Origin of the sequence: Lutibacter sp. TH_r2, from assembly GCF_033101135.1 — a bacterium.
Taxonomy (GTDB): Bacteria; Bacteroidota; Bacteroidia; order Flavobacteriales; family Flavobacteriaceae; genus Lutibacter.
This window is the reverse complement of record NZ_JAWMPV010000001.1, coordinates 407,243-424,356: the sequence shown is the minus strand read 5'-3', so window position 1 is coordinate 424,356 and position 17,114 is coordinate 407,243. Positions and strand designations below refer to the sequence as shown.

20 protein-coding genes are annotated in these 17,114 nt (G+C 29.4%); 12 read left to right on the top strand and 8 right to left on the bottom strand.

Translation table 11 applies throughout. The features are described from left to right. Window positions 1–2 precede the first annotated feature (2 nt). Entirely contained in the window at window positions 3–326 is a 324-nt protein-coding gene (locus tag R3X25_RS01750; protein ID WP_317671250.1) for a hypothetical protein, read from the bottom strand. Window positions 327–406: 80 nt separating this feature from the next. On the opposite strand from R3X25_RS01750, the gene R3X25_RS01745 reads away from it, so the two are divergent. From R3X25_RS01745 to R3X25_RS01725, 5 genes are all read left to right on the top strand, one after another. Next, a complete protein-coding gene (locus R3X25_RS01745) occupies window positions 407–2,446 on the top strand; it encodes a urocanate hydratase (protein ID WP_317671248.1) in 2,040 nt (679 codons plus the stop codon). A 16-nt stretch (window positions 2,447–2,462) separates the two neighbouring features. Further along, complete coding sequence (locus R3X25_RS01740) at window positions 2,463–3,002, top strand: DUF4136 domain-containing protein (protein WP_317671246.1); 540 nt, start codon at window positions 2,463–2,465, stop codon at window positions 3,000–3,002. Between the two features lie 86 nt (window positions 3,003–3,088). Beyond that, a complete protein-coding gene (locus tag R3X25_RS01735) occupies window positions 3,089–3,259 on the top strand; it encodes a DUF5522 domain-containing protein (protein WP_317671244.1) in 171 nt (56 codons plus the stop codon). A 3-nt stretch (window positions 3,260–3,262) separates the two neighbouring features. Then, a complete protein-coding gene (locus R3X25_RS01730) occupies window positions 3,263–3,973 on the top strand; it encodes a DUF4197 domain-containing protein (protein WP_317671242.1) in 711 nt (236 codons plus the stop codon). 8 nt (window positions 3,974–3,981) lie between these two features. Beyond that, window positions 3,982–4,386: a hypothetical protein gene (locus R3X25_RS01725; RefSeq protein ID WP_317671240.1), complete on the top strand. Its 405-nt coding sequence runs from the start codon at window positions 3,982–3,984 to the stop codon at window positions 4,384–4,386. Here R3X25_RS01725 and R3X25_RS01720 read toward each other — a convergent pair. Beyond that, a complete protein-coding gene (locus tag R3X25_RS01720) occupies window positions 4,383–5,189 on the bottom strand; it encodes a helical backbone metal receptor (protein WP_317671238.1) in 807 nt (268 codons plus the stop codon). The genes R3X25_RS01725 and R3X25_RS01720 overlap by 4 nt on opposite strands. Next, window positions 5,176–5,997, bottom strand: a complete 822-nt coding sequence (gene pyrF, locus R3X25_RS01715) for an orotidine-5'-phosphate decarboxylase (protein WP_317671236.1) — start codon at window positions 5,995–5,997, stop codon at window positions 5,176–5,178. The genes R3X25_RS01720 and pyrF overlap by 14 nt, the downstream gene beginning before the upstream one ends. A gap of 73 nt (window positions 5,998–6,070) precedes the next feature. Between pyrF and R3X25_RS01710 the strand changes: the two genes are divergently transcribed. The 6 genes from R3X25_RS01710 (at window position 6,071) to R3X25_RS01685 (ending at window position 10,647) form a co-directional block, all read left to right on the top strand. Beyond that, window positions 6,071–7,147 carry an ABC transporter permease gene (locus tag R3X25_RS01710; RefSeq protein ID WP_317671234.1) on the top strand — a complete coding sequence of 359 codons (1,077 nt, stop codon included), beginning with the start codon at window positions 6,071–6,073 and terminating at the stop codon, window positions 7,145–7,147. 93 nt (window positions 7,148–7,240) lie between these two features. Next, window positions 7,241–7,999 (top strand): triose-phosphate isomerase, encoded by a 759-nt coding sequence (gene tpiA, locus R3X25_RS01705; RefSeq protein ID WP_317671232.1) that lies wholly within the window; start codon window positions 7,241–7,243, stop codon window positions 7,997–7,999. Window positions 8,000–8,111: 112 nt separating this feature from the next. Then, on the top strand, window positions 8,112–8,948 hold the full coding sequence (gene prmA, locus R3X25_RS01700) for a 50S ribosomal protein L11 methyltransferase (protein ID WP_317671230.1): 837 nt from the start codon (window positions 8,112–8,114) through the stop codon (window positions 8,946–8,948). Window positions 8,949–8,952: 4 nt separating this feature from the next. After that, window positions 8,953–9,996, top strand: a complete 1,044-nt coding sequence (locus tag R3X25_RS01695; RefSeq protein ID WP_317671228.1) for a lactonase family protein — start codon at window positions 8,953–8,955, stop codon at window positions 9,994–9,996. A gap of 33 nt (window positions 9,997–10,029) precedes the next feature. Next, window positions 10,030–10,305 (top strand): ATP-dependent Clp protease adaptor ClpS, encoded by a 276-nt coding sequence (locus R3X25_RS01690; protein WP_317671226.1) that lies wholly within the window; start codon window positions 10,030–10,032, stop codon window positions 10,303–10,305. Between the two features lie 54 nt (window positions 10,306–10,359). After that, entirely contained in the window at window positions 10,360–10,647 is a 288-nt protein-coding gene (locus R3X25_RS01685) for a hypothetical protein (protein WP_317671224.1), read from the top strand. 84 nt (window positions 10,648–10,731) lie between these two features. Here the strand turns inward: R3X25_RS01685 and R3X25_RS01680 are convergent, their stop codons facing one another. Genes R3X25_RS01680 through R3X25_RS01670 form a run of 3 tightly spaced genes read right to left on the bottom strand, consistent with a single transcriptional unit; the run spans window position 10,732 to window position 14,261 of the window. Beyond that, window positions 10,732–12,273 carry an acyl-CoA carboxylase subunit beta gene (locus R3X25_RS01680; RefSeq protein WP_317673378.1) on the bottom strand — a complete coding sequence of 514 codons (1,542 nt, stop codon included), beginning with the start codon at window positions 12,271–12,273 and terminating at the stop codon, window positions 10,732–10,734. Window positions 12,274–12,306: 33 nt separating this feature from the next. After that, on the bottom strand, window positions 12,307–13,749 hold the full coding sequence (gene accC, locus R3X25_RS01675; RefSeq protein WP_317671222.1) for an acetyl-CoA carboxylase biotin carboxylase subunit: 1,443 nt from the start codon (window positions 13,747–13,749) through the stop codon (window positions 12,307–12,309). A gap of 26 nt (window positions 13,750–13,775) precedes the next feature. Next, window positions 13,776–14,261 (bottom strand): acetyl-CoA carboxylase biotin carboxyl carrier protein subunit, encoded by a 486-nt coding sequence (locus R3X25_RS01670; RefSeq protein ID WP_317671220.1) that lies wholly within the window; start codon window positions 14,259–14,261, stop codon window positions 13,776–13,778. A gap of 370 nt (window positions 14,262–14,631) precedes the next feature. On the opposite strand from R3X25_RS01670, the gene R3X25_RS01665 reads away from it, so the two are divergent. Further along, complete coding sequence (locus tag R3X25_RS01665) at window positions 14,632–14,943, top strand: isoamylase early set domain-containing protein (RefSeq protein WP_317671219.1); 312 nt, start codon at window positions 14,632–14,634, stop codon at window positions 14,941–14,943. A 492-nt stretch (window positions 14,944–15,435) separates the two neighbouring features. On the opposite strand, the gene R3X25_RS01660 is transcribed toward R3X25_RS01665, so the two are convergent. Together R3X25_RS01660 and fucP are read right to left on the bottom strand one after the other, a co-directional pair. Next, window positions 15,436–15,777: an L-rhamnose mutarotase gene (locus R3X25_RS01660; protein ID WP_317671218.1), complete on the bottom strand. Its 342-nt coding sequence runs from the start codon at window positions 15,775–15,777 to the stop codon at window positions 15,436–15,438. Window positions 15,778–15,781: 4 nt separating this feature from the next. Beyond that, a complete protein-coding gene (fucP, locus tag R3X25_RS01655; RefSeq protein WP_317671217.1) occupies window positions 15,782–17,104 on the bottom strand; it encodes an L-fucose:H+ symporter permease in 1,323 nt (440 codons plus the stop codon). Window positions 17,105–17,114: the final 10 nt, after the last annotated feature.

Below are 17,114 nucleotides of genomic sequence, written 5' to 3'. Positions count from 1 at the left end.
TTTTAAAAATAGAGCAAAAAATTAAACTTTTTTCGTTCTAATAAGTAATTAAGATTTCCTTCATTTTGATAAGCTTCTTTTTCAAAACTTATATTTTTGTATGCTTTGTAATGGTTTTTGTGTTGAATTAAGCGAATTAAATACTCTGAAAAATACCAGATAAAAAACACAAACCAAAGCAATTCTTTTTGTTGTTGTATGTGAATTTTTTCATGATTTAATAAAAAATCATCGCTTTTTAAATCTTTTCGTTTCAGAAAAACAAAAGGATAAATAGTAAGTCCACTGTAATTTTTTGGAACCAAATATTTTGAAATAATAATCATAGCTAACTTTCTAAATCAAAAATCAAACCAAATTTACTGTATATTTGTGTTACCTAAAATAATGAAATAATTTGTAACCAATGACTTTCAAAGAACAAATTCAACAGGGAATTCCTTCAGAACTACCAAACTCTAAACAATACGATTTACATCTGAATCACGCTCCAAAGCGAAAAAATATTCTTACAAAAACTGAAAAAGAACTAGCAATTAGAAATGCACTTCGATATTTTGATAAAAAACATCATGTAATTTTAGCTAAGGAATTTATTGAAGAACTTGAGCAGTTTGGTCGAATTTATATGTATCGTTTTCGTCCAGATTATAAAATGTATGCACGTCCAATAAGCGAATATCCAGGTAACTGTGAGCAAGCAAAAGCTATTATGCACATGATTCAGAATAATTTGGATTATGCGGTAGCTCAACATCCTCATGAGTTAATAACTTATGGAGGAAACGGAGCTGTATTTCAGAATTGGGCGCAATATTTACTCACTATGCAGTATTTAAGTGAAATAACTAATGAGCAAACTTTAATAATGTATTCTGGTCATCCAATGGGATTATTTCCTTCACATAAAAATGCGCCAAGAGTTGTGGTTACAAATGGAATGATGATACCAAATTATAGCAAACCAGACGATTGGGAAAAATACAATGCTTTGGGAGTTACTCAATACGGGCAAATGACTGCTGGAAGTTATATGTACATTGGGCCTCAAGGAATTGTGCACGGAACTACAATTACTGTTTTAAACGCTGGAAGAAAAATTTCAAAAAATGGTGAAGGTTTAGCAGGTAAATTATTTGTTACTTCTGGTTTAGGTGGTATGAGTGGTGCACAACCAAAAGCTGGAAATATTGCTGGCTGTATTACAGTTTGTGCTGAAGTGAATCCGAAAATTACAGAGATTCGTTTATCTCAAGGTTGGATTGATGAGAAAATAACTGATTTAGATGAATTAGTGCAAAGAGTTAAAAAAGCAAAAAACAATAAAGAAGTTATTTCTATAGCTTACTTGGGAAATATTGTAAATGTTTGGGAAAAGTTTGCCGAGGTTGGCTTGTATGTAGATTTGGGTTCAGATCAAACTTCATTACACAATCCGTGGGCTGGAGGTTATTATCCGGTTGAATTAACTTTTGAACAAGCTAATGAAATGATGTCTAACAATCCAGAATTGTTTAAAGAAAAAGTTCAAGAAAGTTTACGTAGACAAACTGCTGCAATTAATAAACACACGTTAAAAGGAACGTACTTTTTTGATTATGGAAATGCATTTTTATTAGAAGCAAGTAGGGCAGGAGCAACGGTATACAAGAATAAAAAAGGAGATTTTTGCACAGTAAATGAAGTTGAGATGGGTAGTGAAGCCTTTGCTTATCCAAGTTATGTCCAAGATATTATGGGGCCAATGTGTTTTGACTATGGTTTTGGTCCTTTCCGTTGGGTGTGTACTTCAGCAAATCCAGAAGATTTATTAAAAACAGATCAAATTGCTTGTGAAGTTTTAGAAGAAATTAGAAAAAACTCACCAAAAGAGATTCAGCAACAAATGACTGATAATATTCAGTGGATTAAAGGTGCACAAGAAAATAAACTAGTTGTAGGTTCGCAAGCGCGTATTTTATATGCTGATGCTGAAGGAAGAACAAAAATTGCTACTGCATTTAACAATGCTATAAAAAATGGTGAGATTTCCGAGCCAATTGTATTAGGAAGAGATCATCACGATGTTTCTGGAACAGATTCACCCTACAGAGAAACCTCAAATATTTATGATGGCTCACAGTTCACTGCAGATATGGCTATTCAAAATGTAATTGGAGATAGTTTTAGAGGTGCAACTTGGGTCTCTATTCATAATGGAGGTGGAGTTGGTTGGGGAGAAGTTATAAATGGTGGTTTTGGTATGGTTCTTGATGGTAGTATAGAAGCAGAAAAGCGTTTAAAAAGTATGCTTTTTTGGGATGTTAATAACGGTATTTCACGTAGAAATTGGGCAAGAAATAAAGGGGCAACATTCGCTATAAAAAGAGCAATGGAAGTTGAGCCAAAATTAAAAGTAACTTTACCCAATTTAGTTGACGATATGGTAATTAATAATTTATTCTAATTCTAAAATAATTAATATGAAAGCATTTAAAATACTTCCGTTAGTGTTACTTTTTATAGTGGCATCGTGCAGTTCTGTTCGAGTTACAAGTGATTATGATACTTCAACTGATTTTTCAAAATATAAAACATTTGCTTTTTATAAAAAAGGAATTGATAAAGCAGAAATTTCGGATTTAGATAAGCGTAGAATTTTAAAAGCTGTTGAAAGTGAGTTAATAGCAAAAGGATTTACAAAATCTGAAAATCCAGATTTGCTAGTTAATATTTTTACAAAAGCACGTCAAAAAGTTGATGTTTACAACAATAATAATTTTTATCACGGATGGCATCCTTGGTATTATGGAGCAAATTTTGGTATGCATATTTCAAAATATACTGAAGGAACTTTGTTTGTAGATTTAATTGATACAAACTCTAAAGAGTTGGCATGGCAAGGAATAGGAAGTGGAGCTTTAACAACATCTTACCATGTTGATAAAAAAGAAGCAAGAATAAAAGAATTTGTTGCTGAAATTATGGCAAAATATCCTCCAACAATAGAAAATAAAAAATAATTTATTTACTAGATTTAAATAAAATTAACATTAGTTAACTAAAACACTCTGAAATTTCAGAGTGTTTTTTTATACATTTGCCATTAATGGAATTTAAAAAGCCAAATCCTTTAGAAGAAGGAGATTATTATATAAACGAGCAAGGATTTCGTGTTTTTACAAAGCAATACCATATAAAACGTGGTTATTGTTGTAAAAATGGATGTAAACATTGTCCGTACGGATATGATAAAAAAACAGATTCATTTAAAAAATAAATTATGATTAAAAGAATAGTATTAGTTGCAGTAATTTTTTCATTTACAGCGTGTGCTGAATTGCAACAAGTAGTAAGTCAATTGCCTACAAGTACTGGAGTTGGGATTACAAACGAGCAAATAGGAAACGGTTTAAAAGAGGCTTTAAACAAAGGAATTACAGAAAGAGTTAATTTGTTAGGAGCAGAAAATGGATTTTTTAAAAATGAATTAGTTAAAATAGTTTTACCAGAAGAATTACAAAAAGTTGACAATACCTTACGAAAAATTGGTTTGTCTAGTGTAGCAGACGAAGGTTTAAAAGTGCTGAATAGAGCTGCAGAAGATGCAGTAGGTGAAGCTATTCCAATTTTTGTAGATGCTGTAAAAGATATGACATTTGCAGATGCTAAAAATATTTTATTAGGAGACAAAAATGCGGCTACAACATATTTACAAACGAAAACTTCAGAAGCATTGTATCAAAAATTTCAGCCAATTATTAATAATTCTTTTGCAAAAGTTGGTGCTGATAAAATATGGACAAACTTAATTACTAAATACAATAATTTACCATTAACAAATAATGTAAACCCTGATTTAACTGCATATGTTACAGGAGAAGCTTTAAAAGGTGTTTATACTATGGTTGAAGTTGAAGAGGCAGAAATTAGAACTAAAGTAAGTAGTAGATCAACTGATTTACTTAAAAAAGTATTTGCATTACAAGATTAATTTTTTAAATGAAAAAGTTATTTTTAATAATATTATTTGGATTTTCAATTTCAACTTTTGCCCAAAAGGTAAGAGGCGATAAAGTTGAAATTGAAAATTATATTGCAAAAAAATGGGATGTAGAGTATGCGCTAATGAGTGGTTTGGTTATAAAAAAACTACCTTTAAAAACAGATTTTGAAATTTCATTAACTAAAAATGGAACTTTCCAAATTAATAAACTTTCTGGAGAAGTTATAAAAGGAACTTGGGTTTATAATTCACTAAAGCATTATATTATACTTTTAAGTAATGAAAATATAATTGGCAAAATAGCTAAATTAGAATCAAATAAAATGGAACTAATTTTTATTAGTGATAAAGATTCAAATTCAAACCTAGCAGATATTAAAGCTATTTTAAAACCATTTTAAAAATGACTTTCAAGTTTTTTGTGTAGCTCTTTAAAATAATCAAAGGCTAAAAGCATTCTTGATCCAAACCAACTAAACATTTCTCCATCTCCAAAAACAGTAATTGATCTATTGGTAAATGAGCCAATTTCCATGGCGTGTTTGTCTTCAAATTTGTAAGGTTCAGAAGAAAAAATAAGCACATCTGGATCACCTTCCCATCTAATTTTTTCAATGTTTATTTTAGGGTAGCGGCTCATGTGCCCATAAATATTATCAAATTTATTAAGCTTTAAAATTTCATTTATATATGTGTCGTTTCCAGCAACCATCCAAGGGTTAGCCCATATAAAATAAGCAACTTTTCTTATTGGCTTATTTTTCATGTATTCTTTAAAATCGGCTAATTTGTATTCAATTTTATGAGCCATATTATCACTTTCAGTTCTTCTATTTAAAATAGAGCCTAAATGTAATATTAAGTCTATTGAATCTTGAATTGTATTTACATCTGAAAAGTACGTAGGTGCAATTTTCTCTAATTCAGGAAGCATTTCATAAGAGTTCTCTTCTTTATTGCATAAAATAAAATCAGGTTTTAATTCCTTTATTTTTTCATAGTCTACTTTTTTTGTGCCGCCAACAATAACTTTAGTAGATTTTAAATTAAAAGGATGTACACAAAAATTTGTGATTCCAATAATTTCATTTTCTAAAGCTAAATCATATAATAATTCAGTTTGTGAAGGAACCAGTGAAACTATTTTTTTTGGTGTACTTTTTAAAAGTATTTCTCTACCAATTTGATCTTTAATTGTTTTCATTTAGAATTTGCTCCATTTGTTGTTGTAATTTCAGTGCTTCTTTTTGTGCGGATTTTGCAAAATTTTCATCTTTTTTAGCATAAATAATACCTCTTGATGAATTTATAAGCAATCCACAATCTTTATTTAAACCATAGTTACAAACATCTTGTAAATTTCCACCTTGTGCGCCAACACCTGGTACTAATAAAAAGTGATTTGGAACTATTTTTCTAATTTCTTCAAAATATTCAGCTTTAGTTGCTCCAACAACAAACATTAAATTTTCTGAATTTTTCCAAGTTAAAGCAGTTTCTAAAACTTCTTTATAAATTTCTTGTTTGTCAGTTTTTAAACCTTGAAAATCTAATCCTCCTTTATTTGAGGTTAAAGCTAATAGAATAGTTGTTTTATTTTTAAATGCTAGAAATGGTTCTACAGAGTCACTTCCCATATAAGGTGCAACAGTCACAGAATCAAAGTTTAAATCTTCAAAAAATGCTTTTGCATACATGGTTGACGTGTTTCCAATATCACCACGTTTTGCATCAGCAATTGTGAAAATTTCAGGGTAATTAGTGTTAATATAGTTTATTGTTTTTTCTAAAGCTTTCCAACCTTTAATTCCGTATGCTTCGTAAAATGCAGTGTTAGGTTTATAGGCAACGGCTAAATAATGTGTGGCATCAATTATTTGTTTGTTGAATTCAAAAATTGGATCTTCTTTGGTTAATAAGTGAGGAGGTATTTTATCTAAATCTACATCTAAACCAATACATAAAAACGATTTTTTCTTTTGAATTTGTTCAATAAGTTCTTGTCTATTCATAACTTAAAATAAAGATGCTGCAAAAGTAAACATTTTAATAGTTTCAGTTATATTTGTTATCAAATTTTAATTTTTGTTTAAATACATTTTATATAAACTATTTTATGGAATTTTGACGTTGTTCGGTGTAATAACAGTCATTTTTTTGTTGTTTAATGTGTTGCCTGGTGATCCAGCTCAAATGATGTTAGATCAACGTGAAGACAGTGAGCAATTAGAAAATATTAGAAAAAAATATGGTTTTGATCAGCCAGTTTCTACACAATATTTATATTATTTAAACGATTTATCACCAATTTCAATTCATAGTACTAAAGAAGATAATTATACATTTTTAGACTCTTCAAAATATACTTATACCGAACTATTTTCAGTAGGAAGTAAAATAACAGTTTTAAAATATCCATATTTACGCAAATCTTTTCAAAAAACAGATAAAAATGTTTCAGAAGTAATTAAAGAAACTTTACCAAATACTGCAATTTTAGCAGTTTCGGCAATTGTTATAGCTATTTGTATTGGGATATTTTTTGGAGTTATTTCAGCCATTTATAAAGATACGTTTATTGATAGAATAATAGCAGTAATAAGCACTTTAGGAATGAGTGTTCCTTCATTTTTTTCAGCAATATTATTTGCTTGGTTATTTGGTTTTGTATTAAATAAATACACCAATTTAAATATGACGGGCAGTTTGTATGAAGTAGATGATTTTGGAGAGAAAATTTATATTCAATGGAAAAATTTAATATTACCAGCTTTTGTTCTAGGAATTAGACCTTTAGCTGTTGTAATTCAGTTAATGAGAAATTCGTTATTAGAAGTACTTGGTCAAGATTATATTAGAACTGCAAAAGCAAAAGGACTTTCAACAATTAAAGTTATTAGAACTCATGCATTAAAAAACGCATTAAATCCGGTTGTAACTGCTGTTTCTGGCTGGTTTGCTTCCATGTTGGCTGGAGCTGTTTTTGTTGAGTATATTTTTAATTGGAATGGTTTGGGTAAAGAAATTGTAAATGCTTTAAACACGTTAGATTTACCTGTAATTATGGGAAGTGTTTTAGTAATAGCTTCTATGTTTATTATTATCAATATTTTAGTAGATATTATTTATGGAATTTTAGATCCTAGAATCTCTTTAAAATAAACGAAAACGAATTCGTATTATAATGATAATTAGTAGTTAACCACTAAATTTATTGATTAATTTTGTAAGAAATTATAACCTAAAAACGATATAATGAGAACTAAAATAGTAGCAGGAAACTGGAAAATGAACAACGATTTAGATGCATCTAAAAAGTTAGTTAAAAAAGTTGCCAAAAAAGTAAAAGGAAAAAAATTAAAAAACACAAGAGTTATAGTTGCTCCAACATTTGTTAGTTTAGAAAGAGTATCAAAAAAAGCTAGCGGAACACCTGTTGAAGTAGCGGCACAAAATATGCATTTTGAAAAAAGTGGTGCTTTTACTGGAGAAATTTCAGCAGATATGTTAAAAAGCGTAGGTGTAGAAATAGTTATTTTAGGACACTCTGAAAGAAGAGAATATTTTGGTGAAACTGATGCTTTATTGGCAAAAAAAGTTGATACTGCTTTAGCTAACAAAATGGAAGTTATTTTCTGTTTTGGTGAAGTTTTAGAAGATAGAAAATCAGATAAGCATTTTGATGTTGTTGAGAGTCAAATTAAAAATGGTTTATTTCATTTAGAAGCTAAAGCCTGGAAAAATATAGTGTTGGCATATGAACCAGTTTGGGCAATTGGAACTGGTGAAACTGCAAGTCCAGAGCAAGCTCAAGAAATGCATGCATTTATTAGAAAAATTGTTGCTGATAAATATTCAGCTGAATTAGCTGATGATGTTACCATTTTATACGGTGGAAGTTGTAAGCCTGGAAATGCTAAAGAAATCTTTTCTAAAAAAGATGTTGATGGTGGATTAATTGGTGGAGCAGCTTTAAATGCTGATGATTTTGAAGCAATTATTGATGCTATCTAATTTATAGATACAACTATAAAAAAAGTATAAATGAAATTCCTTGAATTATATATTTAATTCAGGGAATTTTTATTTTAAATAATACACTAAATTTGTAATTCAAAATAAAAAAATGGTAGATAATATTTATATTTCATATACATTTAAAGTGAACCCTTTACAACCTGTAACTGAAATTTTAATTGCGGAATTAGGTTTTGCTGGGTTTGAAAGTTTTGTTGAAAATGAAAGTGGAGTAATAGCTTACATTCAGCAAACAGATTGGAATGAAGAAATTTTAGAGGATATTCAAATATTAAAATCTGATGAGTTTGAAATTTCATTTGAAAAAGAAGTAATCGAACAAACCAACTGGAATAGCGAATGGGAAAAGAATTTTAACCCTATTCAGGTTGATGATTTGGTTAGTATTAGAGCACCTTTTCACAACAATCCAAATTTAAAATACGATATAGTTATTGAACCAAAAATGAGTTTTGGAACCGGTCATCATGAAACTACACACATGATGGTTCAACATTTATTGGATATGGATTTAACCAATAAAAAAGTGTTGGATATGGGATGTGGAACTGGGATTTTAGCAATTTTTGCTGAAATGAAAGGTGCAAACCCAATAGATGCTATTGATATTGATAATTGGTGTTATTTAAATTCTATTGAAAATGCTGAAAGAAATAACTGTAAAAACATTTCAGTTTATGAAGGTGATGCTTCGTTATTAATAAATAAAAAATACGATATAATTATTGCAAACATTAATCGTAATATTTTATTAAATGACATGCAAGCTTATATGAATTGTTTGGCTGAAGACGGAACTATCTTATTTAGTGGTTTTTATCAAGAAGATATTCCAATTATAGATGCTGAAGTCTCCAAATACGGTTTAAAAATTGATAAAATTATTGAGCGTAATAATTGGGTTGCTTTAAAATATAAACATTAATAAAATGATTTTATACTCAGGGTCATATACTGAAGAGGTTGGACCAGGATTGTCTGGAAAAGGAAAAGGTATTTGTTGCTTTTATTTTGATGGTGAAACAGGAAAAATTGATTTGTTTCATACATTAATAACTAGAAATTCTAGTTTTATAACTATCTCAAAAAATAAAAAGTATTTATATAGTTTTCAGGAAGTTAGTAGTGATAAAAAACCAGTTGTTTTAGCATTTTTTATTCAAGAAGATTGCTCATTACAACCAATTGATCAACTCCAAATTTCTGGAGGTCTTCCTTGCCATCTTTCATTAATAAATAACGATAAAAATTTAGCAGTTGCTTGTTACCAAAAAGGAATAGTCTATAATATTCCTATAGACGAAAACGGGAAATTTGCACAAGATTTTCAAACTTTAGAACACAAAGGAATAGGCATTCATAAAGAAAGACAAGAATGTGCGCATGCACATATGGTTTGTGAGCAAGGCAATCAAATTTTTGTTCCAGATTTAGGAATAGATAAAATAGTTGTGTACAATTTAATAGCGAATAAGCTAGTTGAAAATTACAAAGTAGAAACACCTTTAGGTTTTGGGCCTAGGCATTTAGTGTTTCATCCTTCAAAAAAATACGCTTTTGTAATGAATGAATTAACTAGTAAAATTTCAGTTCTTAAAAAAGTTAAAAACAAGTTTCAAGTTCTAGAAAATATTAATTCTTTACCAGAATTATATAAAGGAATTCCTTCGGGAGCAGCTATAAAAATTAGTGATGATGGAAACTTTATTTATGCCTCAAATAGAGGGAGTAATACAATTGCAATTTTTAGCTTTAATCAAGAAAATGAAGAATTATTATTAGTTAATCAACAAGAAACTTTTGGAGAAACACCAAGAGATTTTATTATTTCTCCAAGTGGAAAATGGTTAGTTGTTGCAAACCAAGATTCGAATAATATAGTTGTATTTAAAAGAAATTTAGAAACAGGTTTATTAGTAAAACATATTGAAAATAAGCAAGCTAAATCTGTAGTTTGTTTAAAATGGTTATAAAAATTCATTTTTTTTTATAAATTTGAAACTGTTATGAGTACAAAAAAAAAGATACAGGAAGAAGTTGATGTTTTAGAGCAAGAAACTAATTTAAACGAAATTGTTTTATTTAACGATGATGTAAATACATTTGATTTTGTTATTGATTCGTTAATTGATGTTTGTGAACATACATTAGAACAAGCCGAGCAATGTACAATTTTGGTGCATTACAAAGGTAAATGTACCGTAAAAACAGGTGAATATAAAGATTTAGAACCTCGTTGTACAGCATTATTAAACAGAGGTCTTTCAGCTGAAATTATTTAAAAAATAAGAGAAAAATTAATTAGTCAATTAAACTATTAAATAAAAATTAAAACTATGTATTTAATTAATGTCCTTGCTAAACCAACAAAAGAAAGCGATCAATTTGACAAAGTAGTTGGAGCTTATGTTAGTATTTATATTGATTTTAAAGATATTGATGGAGCATATGAATTGGCAAAATTCTATGTTGTTGAAGAAGGTTGGGAAATTGAAGAAGTAGAAGAAGAGTATTTTTCTATAGATTCTGAAAATGATGTTGATAATGAGGATATAGAATTGTATGAAGAAGCTTTGGAATACGGATTTTCAATGATATTTAATTGTTATGAATCTGAAGATTAATGATAAGGAAAGATTACTTTATTTTTAAAGTATTAAGATAACTAGATTAAAAAAAAATCTCGCATTTGCGAGATTTTTTTCTTCTTATAAAGGAATATTTCCATGTTTTCGTTTTGGAAGGTTTACTTCTTTACCTTCAAGCATTTGAAATGTTTTAATTAATTTTCTTCGTGTGTTTTTTGGATAAATTACTTCATCAATAAAACCACGTCTAGCAGCTCTGTATGGATCCGCAAATTTACTAGCATACTCTGCTTCTTTTTCTCTCCATTTTGTTTCAGGATTATCTGATGCTGCAATTTCTTTTCTAAATATAATTTCAGCAGCACCTTTTGCTCCCATAACAGCAATTTCAGCAGTAGGCCAAGCAAAATTCATATCAGCACCAATGTGTTTAGAATTCATTACATCGTAAGCTCCACCATAAGCTTTACGAGTTATAACTGTTACTTTTGGTACTGTTGCTTCGCTTAAAGCATATAATAATTTTGCTCCATTTTTAATAATTCCATTCCACTCTTGGTCTGTTCCTGGTAAAAAACCAGGCACGTCTACTAAAACTAATAATGGAATATTAAAGCAATCGCAGAATCTTGTAAAACGCGCGCCTTTAATAGAACTGTTGGTGTCTAAACATCCTGCAAGTTGCATTGGTTGGTTTGCAACAATTCCTATACTTCTACCAGCAATTCTAGCAAAACCAACAATTATATTTTCGGCAAAATCTTTATGAATTTCAAATAATGAATCTTCGTCAATAATACCTTTAATAACATTGTGCATATTATATGGTTTAGAAGTGTCTTCTGGAACAATTCCAATTAAATGCTCGCGTAGTTCTTCACCCAATTCGTAAGCAACTTTTTTTGTTGTTTCACGATTGTTTTGAGGCATATAGCTCAATAATTTTCTAACATCTTGTAAGCATTGAATATCATTTGCTGATGTTAAGTGTGCAACACCAGATTTTGTTGAATGTGTACTAGCTCCACCAAGTTCTTCTGAAGTTACCTCTTCATTAGTTACGGTTTTAACTACGTTAGGTCCAGTTACAAACATATAACTTGTTTCTTGAACCATAATTGTAAAATCTGTCATTGCTGGTGAGTATACAGCTCCACCAGCGCAAGGCCCCATAATTGCAGATATTTGTGGAATTACTCCTGAAGATTGTACGTTTCTATGAAAAATATCGGCATAACCACCAAGAGATTTAACACCTTCTTGAATTCTTGCTCCACCAGAATCATTTAATCCAATACAAGGTGCTCCAACTTTGACAGCTGCATCCATAATTTTACATATTTTTTCGGCATGAGTTTCAGATAAGGCTCCACCAAAAACAGTAAAATCTTGTGCAAATACGTAAACTAATCGTCCATCTATTGTTCCGTAACCAGTTATAACACCATCACCAAAATAAATTTGTTTTTCCATTCCAAAGTCAGTAGTTCGGTGAGTTACTAAAACTCCTATTTCTTCAAAAGAGCCTTCATCTAATAAATATTCAATACGTTCACGTGCAGTTAACTTCTTTTTTTTATGTTGTTTTTCTATTCTTTTTTCACCACCACCTAAATGAGCTAAAGCAACTCTTTTGTCTAGATGTTCAATTTTTGAAACCATTTTTCTTATTTTCATAATATAAGTTTTAGGTGATTAATGTTTTGGGACTCTTAATATTTTTTGATCTTCAAAATATAGTTTTAAAGCAACTAAAGCGGCAATTTTTGCTTTTTCTTCAGATCTTTTTTGAAGTTTTTCTGGAGTATAATAATTTTTTACAAAATGAGTGTCAAATTTTCCAGTTCTAAAAGCTTCATGTTCACAAACAAATTTTCCAAATGGCAGGGTAGTTTGAGCGCCTTCAATTTTATAGTCTTCAATGGCGTCTATCATTAATTGTATAGCTTCTTCTCTTGTATTACCATAGGTAATTAATTTTGAAAGCATAGGGTCGTAATAAATAGGAATGTCCATTCCTTCTTCAAAGCCATCGTCAACTCTAATTCCTTTTCCTTTAGGCGGTTGATAAGTTGTTAATGTTCCAACACTTGGCAGAAAGTTGTTTAAAGGATCTTCTGCATAAACTCTTAATTCAATAGCATGACCATTAATTTTTAAATCTTCTTGATTTATAGTTATTGCTTCACCACAAGCAATTCTAATTTGCTGCTCAACCAAATCTACTCCAGAAATTAATTCTGTAACTGGATGCTCAACCTGAAGGCGAGTATTCATTTCTAAAAAGTAAAAATTTAGATTTTTATCAACTAAAAATTCAACAGTACCAGCACTTAAATAATTACAAGATTTAGCAACATCTACAGCTGCTTGTCCCATTTTTTTTCTTAATTCTGGAGTTAGAATTGAAGAAGGGGCTTCTTCAACTACTTTTTGATGTCTACGTTGTACACTACATTCTCTTTCAAAAAAATGTAATACTTTTCCGTGAGAATCGGCTAGAATTTGAATTTCAATATGGCGAGGCGATGTAATATATTTTTCAACAAAAACAGAACCATCACCAAAAGCTGAAGTTGCTTCAGAAATAGCACGTTCCATTTGTTTTTGAACATCTTTTTCATGTTCTACTATACGCATACCTTTTCCACCGCCGCCTGCAGCTGCTTTAATTAAAATAGGAAAACCAATTTGTTTTGCTATTTCTACTGCTTCTTTTGGATCTGTTATAGCTCTGTCTACTCCAGGAACCATAGGGATATTGTAATTTTTCACAGCATCTTTTGCTGCTAATTTATCTCCCATAGTTTTAATGGCGTATGATTTTGGTCCAATAAAAATAATATTATTGTCTTCGACAAGTTTTGCAAAATCTGCATTTTCACTTAAAAAGCCATATCCTGGATGAATTCCGTCTACATGTAATTTTTTACAAACTTCAATTATTTTTTTACCAACTAAATACGATTTGTTTGAAGGTGCTTCACCTATACAAATAGCTTCATCTGCAAATCTTACGTGCGGAGCGTTTCTATCGGCTTCAGAAAACACGGCTACTGTTTTTATACCCATTTTTCTAGCTGTTTTCATAACTCTTATAGCTATCTCACCTCTATTTGCTATTAATATTTTTTTCATAATGCTTTGTGAATTAGTATAATTAATTAAGCTATTTCTATCATTAATTCGCCTTTTTCAACGGTTCCATTTTTATTTATATTAATGGATTTAATTATTCCATCTTTTGGAGCACTTATAGCATTTTCCATTTTCATTGCTTCCAAAATAAGCAGCGTGTCACCTTCTTTTACTTCTTGTCCTTCTTTTACATTTATACTTAAAATCATACCTGGCATAGGAGCCTTAACATTGTTAGATTTTTTTGTAGAACCTAAAGAGAAGCCCATTTCTTTTACAAGTTGGTCTAATTGGTTAGAGATATCTATAGTATGTGTGATTCTATTTACGGTAATTATATATTTTCTATTATAAAAATCAGCTTTATTAAGCTTTACGCTAAAAGATTCTCCATTTTGTATAACATGAAACTTATTATTTGAGAGTTTTAATAAGTCTAATTGATAAGCGTCTCGAGTTTTTAAATCAAATTCAAAAGACTCATCGACTTTAACTTTGAATTTTTTTTCCATATTGCTTAATTTTAGATGTGTTATTCAATAAAATATTGAATACTATAAAGTTTCCTTTTTTTTGAATAAAAAACACTGATTTAAGTCATTAAATTGTGAAAACATTTTTTTGAGGTTAAAATAGAGTGTTGAATTAGTGAATTGCTAAAAGATTAGTTTTTAAGTATATAAAAAATTATTTCTTTTTATATATGGATATTAAATGAATAGCTTTTTTTTAATAAATAAACTTAATAATGTGTATATTTAACATTGAAAGCGTCACTAAAACGTTTTCGGTGTTAATATAGAATATAAAATAGTAAAATGTGTTGTAAAATATTTTAAATTTTAGTTGTTATTTAGCATTATAATTTAAACAGTTAAAATTATGAGTTTAAAAAAGCAATTTTTAAAAAGCAAACCTGTATGTAAGGTAACTTTTTCTTTAGATAAAAGTGAAGTTGAAGGAGCTGAAAAAGTGCAAGTATTAGGATCATTTAACGATTGGAATGTTGAAGAAGGTGCAGTAATGAAAAAATTTAAAAATGGAAATTTTAAAGTTACTCTTGATTTACCAACAGAAGGTGAGTATCAATTTAAATATTTAGTTGATGGAGCAAGTTGGATAAACGATTCAGAAGCTGATAAATATGTAAGTAATGGAATTGCAGCAGAAGAAAATTCAGTTGTTGTAATATAAAAATATAATTGGTTAAGTTTCATTATTATAGCTACACGCTATGTTAATGTTAATTTTTAGGTGTAAAAAGGCTTTATTTTTAATAAAGTCTTTTTTTTTGTGCTTAATTTTCTGAAGATTTCTTGGTGTTAAGTTTAGTATATGATATATTATTAAAAATAAGGTTTATAAAAATTTGCACTCTGGTACAAAGTGATTTAGTTTGAGTTAGGCACAAAAAAAAAGGAAACTCTTTTTGAATATGAATTTCCTTCTTTAACTACTAACTAAAAAAATCAAAAACATTACCTAAATAGGTTAAGTAATGAAATATGAGACAAATTTAAGCGGAACTTTCTACATAAACACTGACTTATATCAGTTATTGAAAAAATAATTTAAAAATATTTAATTTATTTTAAAACGGTATTCATTTAGAGACCTTTAAGTAAAAATAAAAAAAACCATTTCAATTTGAAATGGTTTTTTTTAAATTATTATATTACTTTTTTATTAAAGTTTAAATACTTTTTCTAAAGCAATCCATTTTTCACCATCTTTAGCCCAAGGAAGTTCTTGTTGATAATCCCACATTAAATTTTCCCACTCTTGTACTTTAGGATTGTTTGCGTCCATTTCTGCCTTTTTAACGGGATCAAAAGTTTCATCTACTTCCATTATCATAAACATTCTATTTCCTGTTAAATAGATTTCCATATCAACTATACCAGCATCTTTAATACTTTTAGTTATTTCTGGCCAAGCGTTTCCAGCGGCATGGTATTCTTTATATTCTGCAATCAATTTTGGATTGTCTTTTAGATCACATGAATAGCAATATCTTTTTGTGCTCATAATTTTATTTTTTTGATAATTTCATTGTTTTATATCCGTAAAGCGAAACAACAGCTAAACAAATTAATGGTAATATAAAAGAGAAGTTTACTTCAGGTATAAAACCTAAAACCTTTACATCAGAAAATCCTGATCCTCCCCAATCTAAAATACTTCCTTGTAATACTGGCATTAATGCTCCACCTACAATTGCCATTACTAAACCAGCTGAACCTATTTTTGCTTCATCACCCATATCTTTTAATGCAATACCATAAATTGTTGGAAACATTATTGACATGAATACTGAAATAGCTACTAATGAAATTAATCCGGCCATACCAGATAGTAAAATGGCTCCAGAAGCACATATAACTCCTCCAATTCCAAATAGCATTAATAGTTTTGATGGGTTTATGGATTTCATTAAAGCTGTACCAATCCATCTACCTATTAAAAATGATACCATTGCAGCAACATTAAAATAGGTAGCGGTTAATTCCATTCCATATGTTTCGTTAATATTGTCGACGTATTGGAATATATAAGTCCAGCACATAATTTGAGCTCCAACATAAAATGCTTGGGCTATTACTCCAAACACATAGTTTTTATTTGCAAATAATTTTGAGAAAGATTCTGATAATCCCATTTTATCTTCTTTTGCTGTTTTTGGCATTTTTGTAAAGATAATAATGGTCATAATAGCCAATACTAATACTCCTAAACCAATGTATGGTAAACTAATTACACCTAAATCATTTTCTCTAATAGCTGCTAATTCTTCAGAAGTTAAAGCATTGTAAGCCTCTGTTGTATAATCGTCAGAACGTAAGGCTCCAATTACAAATACTTGAGCAATTATCATTCCCGTTAATGATCCAATTGGATTAAAAGCTTGAGCTAAATTTAAACGTTGTGTAGCTGTTTCTTTATCACCCATCATTAAAATTAATGGATTAGAAGTAGTTTCTAGAAATGCTAAACCACAAGTAATTACCCATAGCGAAATTAGAAAGTAATTAAATTGCTCGTTTGCAGCTGCAGGGTAAAAAAGAAATGCACCAGTTGCGTAAAGTATCAATCCTAATATAATTCCAGATTTGTAGCTATATTTTCTAATAAATAATGCTGCAGGTAATGCCATAAAGAAATACCCAAAGTAAAATGCAAATTGAACAAGAGATGCTTGAACATTTGAAAGTTCTGGCATCACTTTTTTAAATGCTGAAACCATAGGGTTAGTTAAATCGTTAGCAATTCCCCAAAGGGCAAACAATGAAGTGATAATGATAAAAGGAAATAATAGTTCCTTTCTTACTACAGGTATTTTGGTTAATTTATTCATATTTGTTTTG

What these genes read in the sequence shown, in the direction of transcription:
- pyrF (WP_317671236.1), bottom strand. Translation starts at nt 5,997, where the DNA reads ATGAATAGACAAGAACTTATTGAACAAATTCAAAAGAAAAAATCGTTT.
- R3X25_RS01735 (WP_317671244.1), top strand. Translation starts at nt 3,089, where the DNA reads ATGGAATTTAAAAAGCCAAATCCTTTAGAAGAAGGAGATTATTATATA.
- R3X25_RS01730 (WP_317671242.1), top strand. Translation starts at nt 3,263, where the DNA reads ATGATTAAAAGAATAGTATTAGTTGCAGTAATTTTTTCATTTACAGCG.
- R3X25_RS01690 (WP_317671226.1), top strand. Translation starts at nt 10,030, where the DNA reads ATGAGTACAAAAAAAAAGATACAGGAAGAAGTTGATGTTTTAGAGCAA.
- R3X25_RS01740 (WP_317671246.1), top strand. Translation starts at nt 2,463, where the DNA reads ATGAAAGCATTTAAAATACTTCCGTTAGTGTTACTTTTTATAGTGGCA.
- R3X25_RS01660 (WP_317671218.1), bottom strand. Translation starts at nt 15,777, where the DNA reads ATGAGCACAAAAAGATATTGCTATTCATGTGATCTAAAAGACAATCCA.
- R3X25_RS01750 (WP_317671250.1), bottom strand. Translation starts at nt 326, where the DNA reads ATGATTATTATTTCAAAATATTTGGTTCCAAAAAATTACAGTGGACTT.
- R3X25_RS01670 (WP_317671220.1), bottom strand. Translation starts at nt 14,261, where the DNA reads ATGGAAAAAAAATTCAAAGTTAAAGTCGATGAGTCTTTTGAATTTGAT.
- R3X25_RS01745 (WP_317671248.1), top strand. Translation starts at nt 407, where the DNA reads ATGACTTTCAAAGAACAAATTCAACAGGGAATTCCTTCAGAACTACCA.
- R3X25_RS01665 (WP_317671219.1), top strand. Translation starts at nt 14,632, where the DNA reads ATGAGTTTAAAAAAGCAATTTTTAAAAAGCAAACCTGTATGTAAGGTA.
- accC (WP_317671222.1), bottom strand. Translation starts at nt 13,749, where the DNA reads ATGAAAAAAATATTAATAGCAAATAGAGGTGAGATAGCTATAAGAGTT.
- R3X25_RS01720 (WP_317671238.1), bottom strand. Translation starts at nt 5,189, where the DNA reads ATGAAAACAATTAAAGATCAAATTGGTAGAGAAATACTTTTAAAAAGT.
- R3X25_RS01695 (WP_317671228.1), top strand. Translation starts at nt 8,953, where the DNA reads ATGATTTTATACTCAGGGTCATATACTGAAGAGGTTGGACCAGGATTG.
- prmA (WP_317671230.1), top strand. Translation starts at nt 8,112, where the DNA reads ATGGTAGATAATATTTATATTTCATATACATTTAAAGTGAACCCTTTA.
- fucP (WP_317671217.1), bottom strand. Translation starts at nt 17,104, where the DNA reads ATGAATAAATTAACCAAAATACCTGTAGTAAGAAAGGAACTATTATTT.
- tpiA (WP_317671232.1), top strand. Translation starts at nt 7,241, where the DNA reads ATGAGAACTAAAATAGTAGCAGGAAACTGGAAAATGAACAACGATTTA.
- R3X25_RS01725 (WP_317671240.1), top strand. Translation starts at nt 3,982, where the DNA reads ATGAAAAAGTTATTTTTAATAATATTATTTGGATTTTCAATTTCAACT.
- R3X25_RS01680 (WP_317673378.1), bottom strand. Translation starts at nt 12,273, where the DNA reads ATGGTTTCAAAAATTGAACATCTAGACAAAAGAGTTGCTTTAGCTCAT.
- R3X25_RS01685 (WP_317671224.1), top strand. Translation starts at nt 10,360, where the DNA reads ATGTATTTAATTAATGTCCTTGCTAAACCAACAAAAGAAAGCGATCAA.